The sequence below is a fragment of the Mycetocola zhujimingii genome, from assembly GCF_003065425.1.
Taxonomy (GTDB): Bacteria; Actinomycetota; Actinomycetes; order Actinomycetales; family Microbacteriaceae; genus Mycetocola_A; species Mycetocola_A zhujimingii.
The window spans coordinates 3,095,215-3,110,708 of the sequence record NZ_CP026949.1; the positions used below are offsets into that span (position 1 = coordinate 3,095,215).

The window sequence follows — 15,494 nt, forward strand, 5'->3', positions numbered from 1 at the left end:
TAGGAGCATGATGGAACCGAGAATCGAACGGGCACTGGCCATCACCCCTGCGTCGAGCGCTCGGGAGCGCACGATCGACATCACCACCACCGGCAGGCGCACCGGCAGGCCGCGGCGCATCGAGGTGTGGTTCTTCCGGGTCGACGGGCACATCTACCTCTCCACGACGCCGGCGACGCGCAGCTGGTACGTGAACATCGTGGCGAACCCGGAGTTCACCTTCCATCTCAAGCACGGAGTGCGGGCCGACCTGCGGGCCGTGGGCACACCGGTGCTCGACCGCGCTCAGCGGGAGGCCGTGTTCTCGTCCATCATTGCCGACCTCAATCAACCATGGAACCCGGCCCGCATCCCGCAGCCGGTCGCACCCCTCGACGAATGGATGAAGGGAAGTCCGCTCATCAGCGTGGAGTTCCTTGAAGGAGATACCAAATGATCGAGAACACCCCTCGAATTGCCGTCGTCACCGGAGGCAACCGGGGCCTGGGCCGAGCGACCGCCCTCGCCCTCTCCCAACGGGACTTCGCCGTGGTGCTCACCTATCGGGGTGACGCCGACGAGGCATCCCGCGTCGTGGAGGAGATCCGCGCCGCAGGCGGAGATGCCATCGCCACGCGACTCGACCTGGCGGATGTCGCCTCCTTCGCCGACTTCACGGCCTCGCTGCGGCGCGACATCGAGGAACGGTGGGGGCGTTCCGTCATCGACGTGCTGGTGAACAATGCCGGGATCGGGCTGTTCGGCGTACTCGAAGACGCCACGGTCGACCAGTTCGACGCCCTCTTCGGAACGAACGTGCGCGGCACCTTCTTCCTCATCCAGGCGCTGGCACCCCACGTCGCCGACGGCGGTCGCATCATCAACGTATCCACCTCGCTCACCCGCCACGTCAGCCCCGGAACCTCGCTCTACGCGGCGTCGAAGACGGCAGTGGAGGCCATCACCCGCAGCCTCGCCGTGGAACTCGGGCCCCGCGGCATCCGCATCAACAGCATTGCCCCCGGCCCGACGGCCACCGACTTCAACGGCGGTGCCATGCGCGACGACCACAACCTGCGCAGCCACCTGGCCGACAACACCGCGCTCGGCCGCGTCGGCCAGCCCGACGAGATCGCGGATGCCATCACCGCCCTCGCGTCGAGCGAACTGCGCTGGATGACGGCCGAACGCATCGAGGTTTCCGGCGGCGCCCTCCTCTAGAACTCTGCGGGCAGATAGCCAGAACACCGGGGTGCACAGGGACAGGGGTTGGGCACCGCGCGGCCTTCCGCCCACAGGACCAAAGATAATTGACATCGCCCGGCAGCTTCCTACGCTGAGGGCGTGACCACTCGACCGCCGGTGCAGCATGCCCACCGGGCACCCACTCAGGATGCCTGATGCGTGTCGAGCTGCGGGACGTGTCCAAGGGTCGCAAGGGCAGGGCGCTGCCTCTAACCTCCCTCTCCTTCGAGACCGGGGAGGCGATTCTCGCCGCCGCCGAGACCGAGCAGCGTCCAACGGTCCTCGGCTTGCTCGCTTCGGGACGAATGCGACCGGATGCCGGAACCGTCACGATCGACGGTGAAGCGAACCGCGCGCTCATGCGGCGACGCATCGCGCTCGTCGACGCACCCGACGTCTCCGACCCCGACTCCAACGTGCTGTTCGCCGGCGTCGTCGCGGAGCAACTGATGTTCGCGGGTCACCACTCGAACCCCATCGCGGCGAGGCGCTGGCTCGCCAGTTACGGCATGAAAGAGCTCGCCACCACCCCGATCTCGGACGTGCCACCCGAAGCCCGGCTCCGCGCGCTGTGTGAGCTGGCCGTGCTGCGGTCCGGGGTCACCGGCCTCGTCGTGGTGTCACCGGACCGCCACGGCGGCCACCCGCTCGTGTGGTGGCGCCTCGCGCAGGACTTCGCCTCGCGCGACTTCGCCGTCCTGATGATCGCTGGCCGGGCATCCGAGTGGACGATCCAGCACGAGCACGACATCAGACAGATCGGGAAGGCGGAGGGAGATCTCCGCGCCCTGGGCATGCTCGAGGAACGCGCGGGCGCCTGGGCGCAGAGCGGCGGTACGCCATTGCCGGAGGTGGAAGGGCACGACCGGCGATCACGAAAAGCGATTGAGGGGCAGTCATGAAGATCCCGCAGATGATTCTCGCCGAGCTGCGGCGACTGGTCTCGACGCCGATGCAAGCGCTCGCACTGATGGCCCTGCTGATCGTGCCCATCCTCTACGGCGGCCTGTACCTGTGGGCGAACCAGGACCCGTACGGCCGGCTCTCGGAGATTCCCGTCGCGCTCGTGGTCGAAGACACCGGTGCCGAGATCAATGGCACCGAACGCAACCTCGGCACGGAGGTCGCCGACGCGCTCGTGAAGGAGAAGACCTTCGACCTCTCGCAGGTCGAAGCGGATGCCGCCACATCCGGCCTCGAGAACGGCGACTACGACTTCGTCATCGAAATCCCGGCTGGGTTCTCCGAAGCTGTCGCGTCCATCAACTCGAGCGACCCGAAGAAGGCGGAGCTGATCCTGCGGACCGACGACGCCAACAACTACCTCGCCACCACCATCGGCAACCAGGCGATTGAGAAGATCCAAACCGAGGTGACCGCGAAGGTCGTCGCGGAGGCAGGACTCACCCTGCTCAATGCACTGAGCACCATCCGCAGCCAGTTGAGCGAGGCCGCCACCGGGGCGACGCAGCTCGCCAACGGGCTGGCGACGGCGCAATCGGGCGCCGGAGAGCTTGTGTCGGGTTCGACCGAACTGGCAACGGGACTGGAGACCCTGCGGAGCGGGTCGGCGACGCTTGCCGCTGGCGCGGCCGAGGTCGCCGGTGGCACGCAGGAGATCGACGACATCGCACGGCGCGTGGGGACGGCAGCGAACGACGTAGTTGCTGCACTCCCACAGGTTCGGACCGATATCTCCCAGGTCCTCGCCGCCGAAGGGCTCGACCAGGCGACGATCGACGCGGTTCTCGCTCGACTCCAGCCGATCGGCACGGGCCTGACCCGGGTCGACCAGCGCGTGCAAACCGCCGTATCGCAGATCAATCGCCTCAACTCGGGTGCGCAGGAGGTCGCTTCCGGAAGCGCGGAGCTCGCGGCGGGCGCGGCGACTGCAGCCAATGGCGCCGTTACCCTGCGGAATGGAACAGCCACGCTCAACAGTGGCCTGGCCGAACTCACCAACGGCGCCAACGAACTCAAGACGGGACTCGAGAACGGTGTTGCACAACTGCCCGACGACACCGAGGACACCCGGCAGGCGCAAGCGTCGACGCTCGGCACACCCGTGTCGATCGACACCAAGGCCATCGCACCGGCGCAGAACTATGGCGCCGGCCTCGCCCCGTTCTTCGCCGCACTCGCGGCGTGGATCGGCATCTACGCACTCTTCCTCATCGTCAAACCGATCTCGCGTCGTGCCGTCACCGCACTGCATTCCCCGTTCCGCGTGACCCTTGCCGGCTGGGCGACACCCGCGATGCTCGGTGCGCTGCAGATGCTCGGACTATTCGGGGTGCTCTCACTCGCGCTTCGCTTCCAATTTGCGAACCCGCTGGCGACCTTCGGGGTCCTGGTCGCGGCATCCCTCACCTATACGGCGATCATTCTGGCGCTCAACGTGTGGCTAAGCGCGGTGGGGCAATTCATCGGACTCGTCATGATGGTGCTGCAGCTCGTGACCGCGGGTGGCACGTTCCCGTGGCAGACCCTGCCTGCACCGCTCGCGTTCATCCACCATATATTCCCGATGAGCTATGTGGTGGATGCGCTCCGACAGCTGATGTACGGCGGTGATATCGGTCGTGTCGGCGCGGACCTGTCCGTGCTCGCGCTGTGGTTCTCGATCGGGATCGTGGCCACGGTGATCGGGGTCACGCGGCAGACGCACCACCGCACGCTGACCGACCTGCAGCCGAGCATCCTGCAGTGAGTGGTGCTGCGGCTGTGGCCGGGGCCGGTGGCGACTTGGGTTGCGGCGACCTGGATCGCGCCGGCAGAAGGACAACGGGCCGAGATAAGGACCGGATGCCGGCTTCCGTCCTTGTGTGGGCGCTATTTCCTTATCTCGGGGCGGTGACCGGCTCAGTTGCCGCGGTTCAGTCGCCGCGGTATGCGGCCTGCAACGCGGCGATGTCGAGCTTGGACATGCCGAGCATCGACTGCATCACCCGCCGGGCCTTCTCCACGTCGGGATCCTCGAGCATTTCGTTGAGCACGGGCGGCACGATCTGCCAGGAGAGCCCGTACTTGTCTTTGAGCCAGCCACACTGGCTGGGCTGGCCGCCGTCGGCGATGAGGGTGTCCCAGAGCCGGTCGATCTCGGCCTGGTCGTCGGCGTTGACGTAGAACGAGACGGCCTCGCTGAAGGTGAACGCCGGTCCGCCGTTGAGTGCCTGGAAGTCGACACCGTCGAGCCGGAACAGCACGACGAGCACCGTCCCTGCGGGCATCGGTGCGCCCTCGCCATAACGAGACACGTGCACGATCTCGGAGTTGGGAAACACCGACACGTAAAACCGTGCGGCTTCCTCGGCCTGGTCGTCGAACCACAGGCACGGTGTGATGCGTTGCATGGGGTACTCCTTCGTACGGGTGCCGCGTTGACTGTACGGATGCCGCGGGGACGTGGGACGGGCGGGGGCGTGCAGCGGCGGCATGCGGCGCCCATGCTACTCAGACCCGTCCCCGCCGTACACCCGCTTTGGGCGCGCAACCGTGCCAACGGCATCCGTCACCGACCGCGTCGACGGCTCGTCAGGAGATCGCACGATTATCAGGACGGGATCGCCAAAAGTCACCTGTCAATCGTGCGATTACCTGAAAACAGGATGCCAGTGGGCCTGTGCGCGCGGCTGAGCGACTCAGGCTGCGCGCACGCGGGAGGCCGGCAGCCCGACCACCAGGACCGCAACGACGATCGCCGCAACGAGCACTCCCGCTGAGGCGGCGAGGCCGGGGTACCCGACCAGCGCGAGAGCAGGACCGGCTGAGGCAGCGCCCGCTGCACCCGCCAGGTTCATGACGAGGTCGCTTCGGCCCTGAATAACGGGTCGGGCGGCGCCGGTCACGAGGTCACCGAGCAGAGCGGATGCCGCGACCGTCGATGCACTCCAGCCCAGGCCGAGGAAGATGAGGCCGACGGTGACCAGGGTCATGGACTCGTCACCGAACGCCACGGTGGCGAGCGCAACCACGAACAATGCCTGCCCGGTGAGGATGATCGGGAACCGGCCAACGCGGTCGCTGAGCCAGCCAAACACCGGCGACAGCGCGAACATGCCGCCGATGTGCAGGCTCAGCGTCAGGCCGACGCCGGCCAGCGAGGTTCCGTGGTGCACGAGGTGAACCGGCGTCATCGACATCACCGAGACCATGATCGCGTGGCTGAGGCCGAGGATGCCGATCGTCATGAAGACGAGTGAGCGGTTGCGTGTGACACCGCCCGAGGTGTTCTCGGCTACGGCGGTGTCGTGATCGGGCTGGGCAGCCGCGAGTTCCTGGCTGACGAGGTACGGGTCTGGCCGTAGTGCGAAGGCATAGACGCACACGGCGGCGAACTGGGCGACGACCGCGATGACGAAGGACCCGGTGAGGGGCGGCATCCCGAACCACTCGGCAATCACCTCGCCGGGGCCGAACAGGTTCGGTCCGATGACCGAGCCGATGGTCGCCGACCACACGACGATCGAGAGGTCGCGGCCACGGTGGCGCGGGTCGGCGACGTCGGTAGCGGCGAACCGCGACTGCAACCCGACAGCGGCGCCCGCGCCGAGCATGGCGAAGCCGAGCAGCATGAGCGGGAAGAAATCCATCGCGGCGGAGAGCACGGTGACCACCGCACCGAACAGGGCGGTGAGGGTGCCGAGCGAGAGGGAGATTCGCCTGCCGTAGCGGCGGGTGAGCCGGCCGAGGGGAATCGCCGCAGCGGCCGCACCGAGCGTGCTCAACGTCGCGGCAGTGCCGGCCCAGGCCTCCGACCCGCCGACCTCCGTCGCGAGCACCGACCCGATGGAGAGGGTCGCACCGATGCCGAGACCACCGAGGATCTGCCCGGCGACGAGCACCCACACAGTGCGTTTTTGCAGGGCGATGAGGTCGACGGTGGCTGTGGTCACGGCATCCATTCTCCCCACTTCGCCGCCGGAATGCACCGTGACAAACCGCCGCAAATGGGAACAATTCGGACAGCGCGCGCGTAACACTTCAGTAACGCACGAACGATTAACGGAAGCAGGACGCATGCCTCGATTTCTTCAGTACACAGAGTTCGGCGGGCCAGAGGTCCTGAAACTCATCACCGTCGACAAGCCGACCGCAGGGCCGGGCGAGATCGTTGTGCGGGTGAAGGCCGTCGGTCTCAACCCTGTCGACTTCAAGATTTTCCGGGGTCCCGCCGCCGAGACCTACGGGGCAACGCTGCCCTCCGGCGTCGCCAACGACTACTCAGGCGTCGTCGAACAGATCGGCGAGGGCGTCACCCGCTTCGCCGTCGGCGACGAGGTGCTCGGCGGCGCCCGTAACTACGCGATGGCCGACTTCCTGGTCACCACCGAAGACGCCACCATCGTGCACAAGCCGGCCGACCTCAGCTTCGAGCAGGCCGCCGGGCTCACCGTTGTCGGACGTACCGCGTGGGCCACCGTCGAGGCGTTCGGGCTGACGGATGCCGACACCGTACTGATCAGCGCCGCCGCGGGTGGTGTCGGTGTGCTTGCCGTTCAGCTCGCGAAGCGCAAGGGTGCGACGGTTGTCGGCACGGCGAGCGAGTCGAACCACGAGTTCGTGCGCTCACTCGGCGCGATCCCCGTTGCCTACGGCGACGGAGTCGTGGAGCGACTGCGCGAGGCAGCACCGCAGGGCTACACGGCGGCGCTCGACAACCACGGACCTGACACCATCGACGCGGCTCTCGAGCTCGGCATCCCGATCGAGCGCATCAACACCATCGCCGTGTGGGGGCCCGCCGACCGCGGCGCATCCCACATCGGCGGTGCCCAGGCCAGAACCGAGGACCTAGCCCGCGTGGCTGAACTGGTCGCGAATGGCGAACTCGAGTTCCCGGTGAGCGGCATCTACCCGCTCGAGCGTGCCGCCGAAGCCTACGAGGAGCTCGAGCGCGGCCACGTGCGCGGCAAGCTCATCGTCGTCACCGACTAGGGGCGCCGAGTAGGGGTCGCGGGCGCGAACGTTTAACAGGAGATCGCACGTTTATCAGGACCAGGGTCGCGAAAGCATCCTGATAACCGTGCGATCTCCTGCGCTACGGACTCGGCCGACGGCATCCGCTGGGCACAGCAGCACGCGCGAACGGATGCCGTGGGCCCGAGATAAGGAAACAATGCCCGGATAAGGACCAAACCGGCGGTTCTGTCCTTCTCTGGCGCCGTTGTCCTTATCTCGGCACCGAGAGCGGGCCGCCGCCCGACTACAGCACGTGGGCGAGTGACCCGCGAAGCTCCTCCGCCGACCGGTGCAGGAGATCGACCTCGACCTCGTCAATCGGCACATCGAGCGTGCGAATCACGCCCTGCGAACCCACGATCGACGGCACGCTGAGTGCCACGCCGCTGATGCCGCGGTAGTCGGTCAAGAGGCTCGACACCGGGAGGATCGCCCGCTCGTTCTGCAGCACTGCCTCAACGATGCGCGCACCCGAAAGGCCGATAGCGTAGTTGGTCGCACCCTTGCCCTCGATGATTTTGTACGCGGCGTGCACCACATCCGAGGTGAGCGACTCGAGCCGTTCGCGCGGGAACAGGCGCGTGCCGGACTCATCCGTCCAGTCGCGCAGCGGGGTCTGTCCGATCGTGGCATCCGACCAGATCGGGAACTCGCTGTCACCGTGCTCGCCCATGATGAGGGCGTGGACGCTCTGGGGCGCGACATCCGCGGCCTCGGCCAGGAGCCAGCGCAGTCGGGCAGAGTCGAGCACGGTGCCGGAGGAGAAGATGCGGCCGGCGGGCAGGTCGACTGCCCGCTCGGCGACAACAGTGAGCACGTCGCACGGGTTCGTCACGAGCACGAACACGGCGTGCGGCGCGAGCTCGACGAGCCGGGGCATGAGGTCCTCGAGAATACGGGCGTTCGTCGCCGCGAGGTCGAGCCTCGTCTGGCCCGGCTTCTGCTTGGCCCCGGCGGTGATCACCACGACGTCGGAATCGGCGACGAGTTCGATGTCGGCGCCACCAGTGATGCGGCTCGCACCGACGAACTGCCTGCCGTGTGCGAGGTCGAGCACCTCGGCGTCAACCCTCGACGCATTGAGGTCGTAGAGCACGACCTCCCTCGCCGAGCCGCGGATGAGCGCGGCAAAGGCGAGAGACGATCCCACACTCCCCGCACCGATGATCGAGAGTTTGGTGTTTCGCACTGGGCTCATAGCCCCATTATGGCGAGATCGCCGACGATAGATAGAGAACAGCGAACGGATGCCGTCGGCCGGTGAACGGCATCTGCACGGTGTTCAGGACCAACGTCGCGAAAGCCGTCGTCCGATGGACGGAAGGACGGCGACCGACCGCTAGCGTGTAACCGTGAGCCCGACGTCCCCTCAATCTTCCCTCGATTTTGACCCGACCCCGCTGATCGAACCGGTCGACCCGCAACGAGTTCTGGAGCACCACAAAGCGCAGGAAGCGAGCCGCAAACCCACCGCTGTCGCCGGGTTCGTGTGGATCGTGATCGTGTGGGCCGTTGTCGCCTTCGCTGCGGTGTGCTGCCTGATCACCGTCGTGCCGCTGTTCATCGACCTGGCCCTCCTTCCCGCAGGGCCGATCCTCGTCCCACTGGTGCTCGCGGCCATCGTCGGAGCCATCGTGCTCATGGTTCGGCGAGCCGTTGCGGCGGGGCGCCGCGAACAGGAGACTCGTTACCGGCTTGACCGATTCGCGGCCGCGAACGGCATGACGTACCAGCCCCGTGTCGCCGACCCCAAACATCCCGGAATGATCTTCTGGGTCGGCAGCGGCCGCGTCTCCACCGACGTCCTTCGCACCGTTGGGTCACCCCACGTCGAATACGGCCACCACACGTACGCGGTGCGCCGCGGCAAAAGGTCGACGACATATCGCTGGGGCTACATCGCGATCGAACTCGGCACGGCGCTCCCACACATCGTGCTCGACGCCGCCGCCAACAACTCCATTCTTGGCACGAACCTGCCGACCTCGTTTGGGGTCCAACAGCGACTTTCGCTCGAGGGAGATTTCGATCGTTACTTCGAGCTGTACTGCCCCGAGGGGTACGAGCGCGACGCGCTCTACCTCTTCTCACCAGACATCATGGCGCGCTTCGTCGACAACGCCGCTCTCTTTGACATCGAAATCGTCGACAACACCCTCTTTCTCTACACCGGTCCCGGAATCTCGACGCTGAACCCTGAGATGTGGGCCTGGCTCTTCGGCACAGTGTCGGCGCTGCAGACCAAGATCGATCAGTGGACGCACTGGCGCGACGAGCGGTTGCTCGAACCCGCTGCCGCTCCACCTGGCACCCCCGCGGCTGCGGCCGTGAGTGCACCCCCACCGTCGCGGCCGCCCGGTGTCGCCGTCGATGGCCGTCGGTTGCGTCGGGGTGGAGGCAACCTCTGGATCGGTCTCGGCATCATCGTCGTCGGCTTCGTGGTGCCCTGGCTCCTCGCGGACTGAACCACCTGCATCCGGCAGAGAAAGCGGATGCAGCGGCACACACCGCGCGGATGCCGTCACGGCGGCACAAGGAAAAAGGCCCCGGATAAGGACAAAAGTACTGATTCTGTCCTTGCCCGGGGCCCTTTTCCTTATCTCGGTGCGAGTGCGCCCCGCCTTGCTACTCGGCGGCGGCGGAAACCGGGGCAGCGTCCGGGGCTGCAGCGGAGGCAGAGGCGGGAGCAGCGGGCGCCTCGGCCGTGACGCCCTTCTTCGCTCCAGCGGCGGTAGACGCCGAGCGACCACCGACGTACCCGCCCAGCAGGCTCGCGAGGTCGATGCCCGTCGAGTCCTTGAGGAGCTGGGTGACCTCGGTGACGTTGCCGACGACCTGCTTCGACAGGTGCGAAGCACCGTCCGTCGAGATGACCGTGAGGTTGTCGATGGCACCGTACGGAGCGGCGAGCTGCTTGGCGATCTCGGGCAGGATCTCGATGGCGCGCTGCTGCAGAAGTGCCTCGGACTCGTCGCGGAGCGCGGCAACCCGCAATTCGGTGGCTCGCGCCTCGGCTTCACCCCTGGCGAAGATGGCGGCTGCTTCAGCCTCACCCTCCGCGCGGGTTGCTTCTGCCTCGGCGATACGGCGGTCGCGGTCTGCCTTCGCCTCTGCGACCACCTGGGCCGCGTGAGCTTCGGCGATCTGGCGGATGCGGTACGACTCGGCATCCGCTGTCTTACGCACGTCGGCGTTGAGCTGCTGCTCCCGCAGTGCGGTCTCGCGCTGGGCGGTGATCTCGCGCTGCTGCAGGATGCCCTGCTGCGCGAATGCCTCGGCGAGCGGTTTTGCTGCCTCCGCCTCGGCGAGCGCCTTATCGGTCTCGCTCTTGATCGACGCGTTCTTCAGCGACAGCTCGCGGTTGGCGTCGGCGATGGCCTCGGCTGCCTCGATGCGGGCCTGCTCGGATGCCCGGGCGGACACGGATTCAGCGATCTCTGCGGCCTGGCGAACACGGGCCTGCTCTGGGCGACCGAGGTCGGTGATGTAGCCCTTGTCGTCGGCGATTTCCTTGATCTGGAACGTGTCGACGTCGAGACCCTGGTTGAGGAGCGACGTGCGCGCGGCCTCGATGACCTGCTCAGCAAGGCCTGCCCGGTCACGGATGATCTCCTCGACGGTGAGGTTACCGATCGACGAGCGCAGCGAACCCGACAGCACTTCCTGGGTGAACGGTTCAATGTGCTGGTCCTGGCCCAGGAAACGCTGGGCGGCGGAACGGATAGCCCCATCACTGTCACCGACCTTCACCACGGCGACGGCTTCGATGCGGATGGTCACACCATTGCGGGTCTGCGCCACCACCTGGATGCCGATGGCACGCGAGCGCAGCGACATCGAGAACTGCTTCTGCAGGAAGGGGATGACGAAGACACCGCCACCCTGCACCACCTTCTGGCCGGTGAGGTCGGTGATGGTGCGTCCGTCGGCGCCCACCGACTTGCGGGCACGACGCCCGGTGACGATGATCGCCTCATCGGGCTGCGCGATCTTGTAGCGACTGTTGACGAAGCCGATGAGAATCAGCACCACCACGATCGCAGCCACAATGGCAAAGATGGCTGGGCTGAACAGTAGGGCGAACAAATCCATGATTCTCCTCGGCGCTCGGTCGGCGCCCCCAGCCTAGCGGCGCGTCAATTCGCGGCGATAGACACCAGTCAGGGGCTCCAGCGCTGCCCGCCGCCGGGCGGTCAGGGATTCAAATGGTGATCGTCATATCGCTGATCAGCCCATCCGCGACGGTGAAGCTCAAATACACCCGAGCGGATGCGCCGCCCCGGCCTACCGTCGCGGTTACCGTTGCGTGCTCACGCGTGGTGATCTCGGCGGTGACATCCACGGTCACCGCGGCTCCGCGGAGATGACCATCCGCCCATGCCCGGATTGCGTCGCGTCCGGTGACCACCCTGCCGCGGTCATTAACTGTGGCGTCGACGGCGAACGTCTCAATGAAGGCCTCGGAATCACCAGCGTTCGCGGCGGCAATCAGTCGCGCAACCGGTTCCGGCAGTGAGCTCGTCATGATCGGTCCTTTCGCTTTCGGCAACCGTAGCGCCGCAGTCTCACCGCTCATAAGAGCCGTTTGGCCCGGAGGTCACACAGTTTGCGGGCATTGCGCATCCCGGTTATGTTGAAAGCGGACCGCACAACGGGGGAAGTGCGGATTGCGTCCTCCGACAGTGTCGGATCCGGTCTCTTTCGGGGGAAAGAGAAGGTGGAGCGTTCGCGCCCACCGTAGCTGGTCGAGTGGGCACCTGCAGGGGGTAGGTGCCCCTCTAGCATCCGTCAGGTATCGCGGTTGAGACTCTGCTCGCTCGCTATTCGACGCCTATTCGACGAAGCGGATGCCGTTCTGCAGCTTCGTCCGGACGTCGAACAGTTCGTTTCCGCCGGCACGGTCCATGCCGGGCAGGCCGTTGCGCAGCAGCCCGGGCAGGAACGACGAACGCACAGCGAGGGTCGCGGCGCCTCGGCTCGAGCCGAGCTCGACCACGGAATCTTCGAGCGCATCGTCCGGCAGCACAATCACCAGAGCGGTGAAGCGGGCGCGGAGCGACCGGGACAGCACCTTGGCTCGAGCGGCCAGGTCGTGCATGGGACGTTCGCCGGCGACGGCCTCCCCGATGAGTTCGCCGCGCTTGACCTTCACCGGTCCACCGAAGTCCTCGGATAACAGAGCAAAGAGCCCGGTCGGGCCGAGAACTATATGGTCGATCTTCTCGTCAGGACCGCCGGTTGCGACGTCGTGCCAGACGGTGAAGCCGAGGCCGAGGTCGGCGAGGCTGCGGGCCGTGGCTTCCTCAGCGAGGGCATCGGCGAGGAGATGCCTGAGCTCACGCGGAGCGGTGCGTACGAGGGCCGGGTCGTACGGGTCCGCGTCCACGCCACGGCCGGTCCACTCCCGCATGAGCCGGAGGTAGCGCTCCCTGCGCCAGCCGCCGGGGTGCCCGTACGAACGTGCGCGGGGGCGTGAGTCTGGCTGGGGCTTCGCGGCCGATGCCGACCAGGTGGGGTGGGCATCCCCGGTCGAGGATCCACTGCCGCGTCCGCGGTCGTACGCCGCACGGCCCTCGACTGTTCCGATCCGCTCCCAGGCAACCTGTACCGCCGTGAACCGCGCGGCACTGCCACCGGTATCCGGGTGGGTCTCCCGCATCAGCCTGCGGTACGCGCGCCGAAGGTCGTCCTGGTCGGCGGTCGGACTCACGCCGAGCACCTCGTATGGCGTCGCCGAGATCGGGCTGTCTGGCATCCGCTCGCTTTCAATCGGGAAATCTGCTGACTCACGATATCGAGAAAAACTGTGAGCGAGCAGCGACGTCCGATTTGTGTGTTGTCGGCGCGTGCGCGCTTCAACGGAAAAGGCTGCGACAGAGGTGTTCCGTCGCAGCCTTTCTCACCGTTCGCTAGCTCGTCAGCCGGGCGGGTGCAACCTCACGGCGCCGGGGCTTCGCTCCTGCCAGCAGAACCAGGAGCGCTCCGGCGGCAATCACTCCACCCGCGAGGAGGAGCGGAGAGTCAGTCCCGGTCATCGGCAGGTAGTCGGAGTGCCCGCCGCCGTTCGACGGCGTCACCGGGGTCTCCGGGGTTTCTTCCTCCGTGACTGTATTGGTGATGGTCGCGTTCACGTCGAATCCGGGCAGAATTCCAACGGTCACGTCTTCGGTCGACTCCACCAGAACGGACTCGGTGGCACCGGTACTGGTCTCCGTGATCGTGCACTCGGTGCCCGCAGGGATCTCCGTGTACGTCGCGACGTACGAACCGGCATCCGCTCGCGCGGGAACCGTAAAGACTTCGGTCAGCGCTTCACCACAGTTCACCTCGAGAACGATCTCGTCCTGGAGACCGGCTGCCTCTCCGGTCACGATTTTGGTCACGGTGAGATCTCCGGGTCGGAGGGTTGCCGTATTCGTGATCGTCGCGTCAGCAACACCGCCGGGCTGAATGGTGACGGTCACATCGTCCGACGGTTCCACCAGTACCGTGTCCGTCGACCCGGAGCTGGTCTCCGTGATCGTGCACTCGGTGTCGGAGGGAAGGTCCGTGAAGGACTGGACATATGAACCCGCCACTGTGCCAGCGGGGAGCGTGAACGTCTCCGCGAGAGCCGTTCCGCAGTCGATGTCGAGAACGATGTCGCCCTGGAGGCCAGCGGCTGCACCGGTTACGACCTTCGTGACGGTGAGACCGCCTGGTCGCAGCGTGACCGTGTTCGCGATGGTGACCGTTTCGCCATCCTCATCGATGGTCGCGCTCTGTGGGGCGTCGGTGGTCACGTCAACAGCGGTTGTCGACCCTGTCGTCGGCTCGGTAACGGTGCAGGTATTTCCAATCGGGATCCCCGGGTACGTGAAGGTTTGCGGCTCTGTCGCAGTGGCGGCGATGTCACTCGTAAAGCTGAAACCTTCGCCGCAGTCCACCAGGAGCTGGATCGGGCCCTGCTGTCCAACCCCATCGCCAGCAAAGGTCTTGGTCACGGTCAAGCTTCCGGCTGCGAAGAAGCCGGGTGTCGCCTGCGCCACGGCCTCAAGTTCGGTGGTCCGCGCGAGAATCACACTCTGCGCGTCCGGCAGGTTGGGATCGTTGCCGTCATAGACATAGATCTGCCCGCCCTGCGCGGTCACCGCGGCGCGGGCGCTCAACGTCGTTTCATTCGGTGTCGTCGTTTCACTGGTCACCCAGATGGATGTGCCCGAGGCAACAGTGCTGGGGTTCGCCAGCGGGGTTGTCGCTGCCGCATCGGCGAACATCGAGTATCCGGTCGGCACCGATACCGTCAACTCGGCGGCACCCTCAGCGGCGACAACAAACGGCCCGGCAGCTGAACCCACAGGGGCTTCGCCCGCCGGTGGGGTAATCGACACATCGGGCGCGGGTGGCTGGGTGGCGGGCCCCGCGGCCTGCGCTGCTTCGACGATTGCCACCGTTGCCGCCCTCACGACCTGCTCGGACGTGTTTACGATGTAGCCATCGGTGAACCACCAAATCGCGGCCTGGACTGCGGCGGCCCTCTGGTTGTCTGTCAGCCCACTGGGCTCGGTGGTGCTCGGGTAGTAGTTATTGACGATGTAGGCCACGTATCCGATGTTGGCCACGTTGGCCTCGTCCCAGGTTGCACTCTCGTAGCCGACACCGACCTGTGTCTCCACCCCGAGCTCGATGCAGTACACCTCAGCCGTCAGGGCCGGGTTGTCGACCGAACTCGTGATGATCGTTCCCGCGTACCTGCCCACCGCTTGATACCCGGTGGGATTGGCGGTTGGATACGGCTCAGCCGGATCGGGCGGTGACGATGTTGGCGGCGCGAACGCCGCGACTCTCTGGGCAGCACCCAGGGCGGTGGCTCGGATTTCCGTGTTCGCACCCGGCTCGGCATCGGAGATGGGAAATGGGTCAGGCACTGACGCCCTCGCTGCACCGCCCAATGGCGTCAGGACCATCGCGAAGACGGCGACGACCGCGAGGAAGGACAACAAGACGCGATGCGCCTCGAGCTGGACTCGAAACCTGGATGCCGGTGTGGCGTTCATAAACGTTCCCCATCTGTCTTATGCGAAGCGGCCACGTTGGGTAGCACCGCGCCCCGCCACCAACGATGGACGGTGCGCGCTCAGGGGCCACTCGTGAACGAGCGCCAGCGACACTGACCGAGATTCTCCAGTGCGCTGCAGAACCGTCATAGAGGCGAATGTCCCGGCACGGGACCATCGCCCTCCTGACCGCGATTGAGGTCGCGCGGCGGGTGCGGAACTGCGGATGCCTGCAGCATCCGTTGGGCGCTCACGAGGATGTTCCAGCGGAAG

Annotated in this window: 13 protein-coding genes; 6 read left to right on the forward strand and 7 right to left on the reverse strand. The window is 66.3% G+C overall.

Annotated features, from left to right (window positions below):
- Nucleotides 1-7 precede the first annotated feature (7 nt).
- The 4 genes from C3E77_RS14835 (at nt 8) to C3E77_RS14850 (ending at nt 3,934) form a co-directional block, all read left to right on the forward strand.
- The gene (locus tag C3E77_RS14835; RefSeq protein WP_234031232.1) at nt 8-436 is read left to right on the forward strand and encodes a nitroreductase/quinone reductase family protein; all 429 of its coding nucleotides are present in this window, start codon (nt 8-10) and stop codon (nt 434-436) included.
- Entirely contained in the window at nt 433-1,200 is a 768-nt protein-coding gene (locus C3E77_RS14840; RefSeq protein ID WP_108392738.1) for an SDR family NAD(P)-dependent oxidoreductase, read from the forward strand. Before C3E77_RS14835 ends, C3E77_RS14840 begins: the two co-directional genes overlap by 4 nt.
- Nucleotides 1,201-1,379: 179 nt before the next feature.
- Nucleotides 1,380-2,126, forward strand: coding sequence for a P-loop NTPase family protein (locus C3E77_RS14845; RefSeq protein WP_198412166.1), 747 nt, complete (start codon nt 1,380-1,382; stop codon nt 2,124-2,126).
- Entirely contained in the window at nt 2,123-3,934 is a 1,812-nt protein-coding gene (locus tag C3E77_RS14850; RefSeq protein WP_108392740.1) for a YhgE/Pip family protein, read from the forward strand. The genes C3E77_RS14845 and C3E77_RS14850 overlap by 4 nt, the downstream gene beginning before the upstream one ends.
- Nucleotides 3,935-4,100: 166 nt before the next feature.
- Here the strand turns inward: C3E77_RS14850 and C3E77_RS14855 are convergent, their stop codons facing one another.
- A complete protein-coding gene (locus C3E77_RS14855; protein WP_108392742.1) occupies nt 4,101-4,577 on the reverse strand; it encodes a VOC family protein in 477 nt (158 codons plus the stop codon).
- Between the two features lie 288 nt (nt 4,578-4,865).
- A complete protein-coding gene (locus C3E77_RS14860) occupies nt 4,866-6,128 on the reverse strand; it encodes an MFS transporter (protein WP_108392744.1) in 1,263 nt (420 codons plus the stop codon).
- A 115-nt stretch (nt 6,129-6,243) separates the two neighbouring features.
- Between C3E77_RS14860 and C3E77_RS14865 the strand changes: the two genes are divergently transcribed.
- Nucleotides 6,244-7,161, forward strand: coding sequence for an NADP-dependent oxidoreductase (locus C3E77_RS14865; protein WP_108392746.1), 918 nt, complete (start codon nt 6,244-6,246; stop codon nt 7,159-7,161).
- Between the two features lie 268 nt (nt 7,162-7,429).
- Here the strand turns inward: C3E77_RS14865 and C3E77_RS14870 are convergent, their stop codons facing one another.
- Nucleotides 7,430-8,383, reverse strand: a complete 954-nt coding sequence (locus C3E77_RS14870; RefSeq protein WP_108392748.1) for an L-lactate dehydrogenase — start codon at nt 8,381-8,383, stop codon at nt 7,430-7,432.
- A gap of 154 nt (nt 8,384-8,537) precedes the next feature.
- On the opposite strand from C3E77_RS14870, the gene C3E77_RS14875 reads away from it, so the two are divergent.
- A complete protein-coding gene (locus C3E77_RS14875) occupies nt 8,538-9,650 on the forward strand; it encodes a hypothetical protein (protein ID WP_108392750.1) in 1,113 nt (370 codons plus the stop codon).
- A 160-nt stretch (nt 9,651-9,810) separates the two neighbouring features.
- Here C3E77_RS14875 and C3E77_RS14880 read toward each other — a convergent pair whose 3' ends face one another.
- The 4 genes from C3E77_RS14880 to C3E77_RS14895 form a co-directional block, all read right to left on the reverse strand.
- Complete coding sequence (locus tag C3E77_RS14880; RefSeq protein WP_108392752.1) at nt 9,811-11,277, reverse strand: flotillin family protein; 1,467 nt, start codon at nt 11,275-11,277, stop codon at nt 9,811-9,813.
- 109 nt (nt 11,278-11,386) lie between these two features.
- Nucleotides 11,387-11,710, reverse strand: coding sequence for a nuclear transport factor 2 family protein (locus C3E77_RS14885; RefSeq protein ID WP_162925039.1), 324 nt, complete (start codon nt 11,708-11,710; stop codon nt 11,387-11,389).
- A gap of 306 nt (nt 11,711-12,016) precedes the next feature.
- The gene (locus tag C3E77_RS14890) at nt 12,017-12,940 is read right to left on the reverse strand and encodes a J domain-containing protein (protein WP_108392756.1); all 924 of its coding nucleotides are present in this window, start codon (nt 12,938-12,940) and stop codon (nt 12,017-12,019) included.
- A gap of 154 nt (nt 12,941-13,094) precedes the next feature.
- Complete coding sequence (locus tag C3E77_RS14895; RefSeq protein ID WP_108392758.1) at nt 13,095-15,221, reverse strand: thioester domain-containing protein; 2,127 nt, start codon at nt 15,219-15,221, stop codon at nt 13,095-13,097.
- Nucleotides 15,222-15,494: the final 273 nt, after the last annotated feature.

Excerpts from the sequence above, each read along its gene's own strand:
- C3E77_RS14835 (WP_234031232.1), top strand. The coding sequence starts at position 8 with ATGATGGAACCGAGAATCGAACGGGCACTGGCCATCACCCCTGCGTCG.
- C3E77_RS14840 (WP_108392738.1), top strand. The coding sequence starts at position 433 with ATGATCGAGAACACCCCTCGAATTGCCGTCGTCACCGGAGGCAACCGG.
- C3E77_RS14845 (WP_198412166.1), top strand. The coding sequence starts at position 1,380 with ATGCGTGTCGAGCTGCGGGACGTGTCCAAGGGTCGCAAGGGCAGGGCG.
- C3E77_RS14850 (WP_108392740.1), top strand. The coding sequence starts at position 2,123 with ATGAAGATCCCGCAGATGATTCTCGCCGAGCTGCGGCGACTGGTCTCG.
- C3E77_RS14855 (WP_108392742.1), bottom strand. The coding sequence starts at position 4,577 with ATGCAACGCATCACACCGTGCCTGTGGTTCGACGACCAGGCCGAGGAA.
- C3E77_RS14860 (WP_108392744.1), bottom strand. The coding sequence starts at position 6,128 with ATGGATGCCGTGACCACAGCCACCGTCGACCTCATCGCCCTGCAAAAA.
- C3E77_RS14865 (WP_108392746.1), top strand. The coding sequence starts at position 6,244 with ATGCCTCGATTTCTTCAGTACACAGAGTTCGGCGGGCCAGAGGTCCTG.
- C3E77_RS14870 (WP_108392748.1), bottom strand. The coding sequence starts at position 8,383 with ATGAGCCCAGTGCGAAACACCAAACTCTCGATCATCGGTGCGGGGAGT.
- C3E77_RS14880 (WP_108392752.1), bottom strand. The coding sequence starts at position 11,277 with ATGGATTTGTTCGCCCTACTGTTCAGCCCAGCCATCTTTGCCATTGTG.
- C3E77_RS14885 (WP_162925039.1), bottom strand. The coding sequence starts at position 11,710 with ATGACGAGCTCACTGCCGGAACCGGTTGCGCGACTGATTGCCGCCGCG.
- C3E77_RS14890 (WP_108392756.1), bottom strand. The coding sequence starts at position 12,940 with ATGCCAGACAGCCCGATCTCGGCGACGCCATACGAGGTGCTCGGCGTG.
- C3E77_RS14895 (WP_108392758.1), bottom strand. The coding sequence starts at position 15,221 with ATGAACGCCACACCGGCATCCAGGTTTCGAGTCCAGCTCGAGGCGCAT.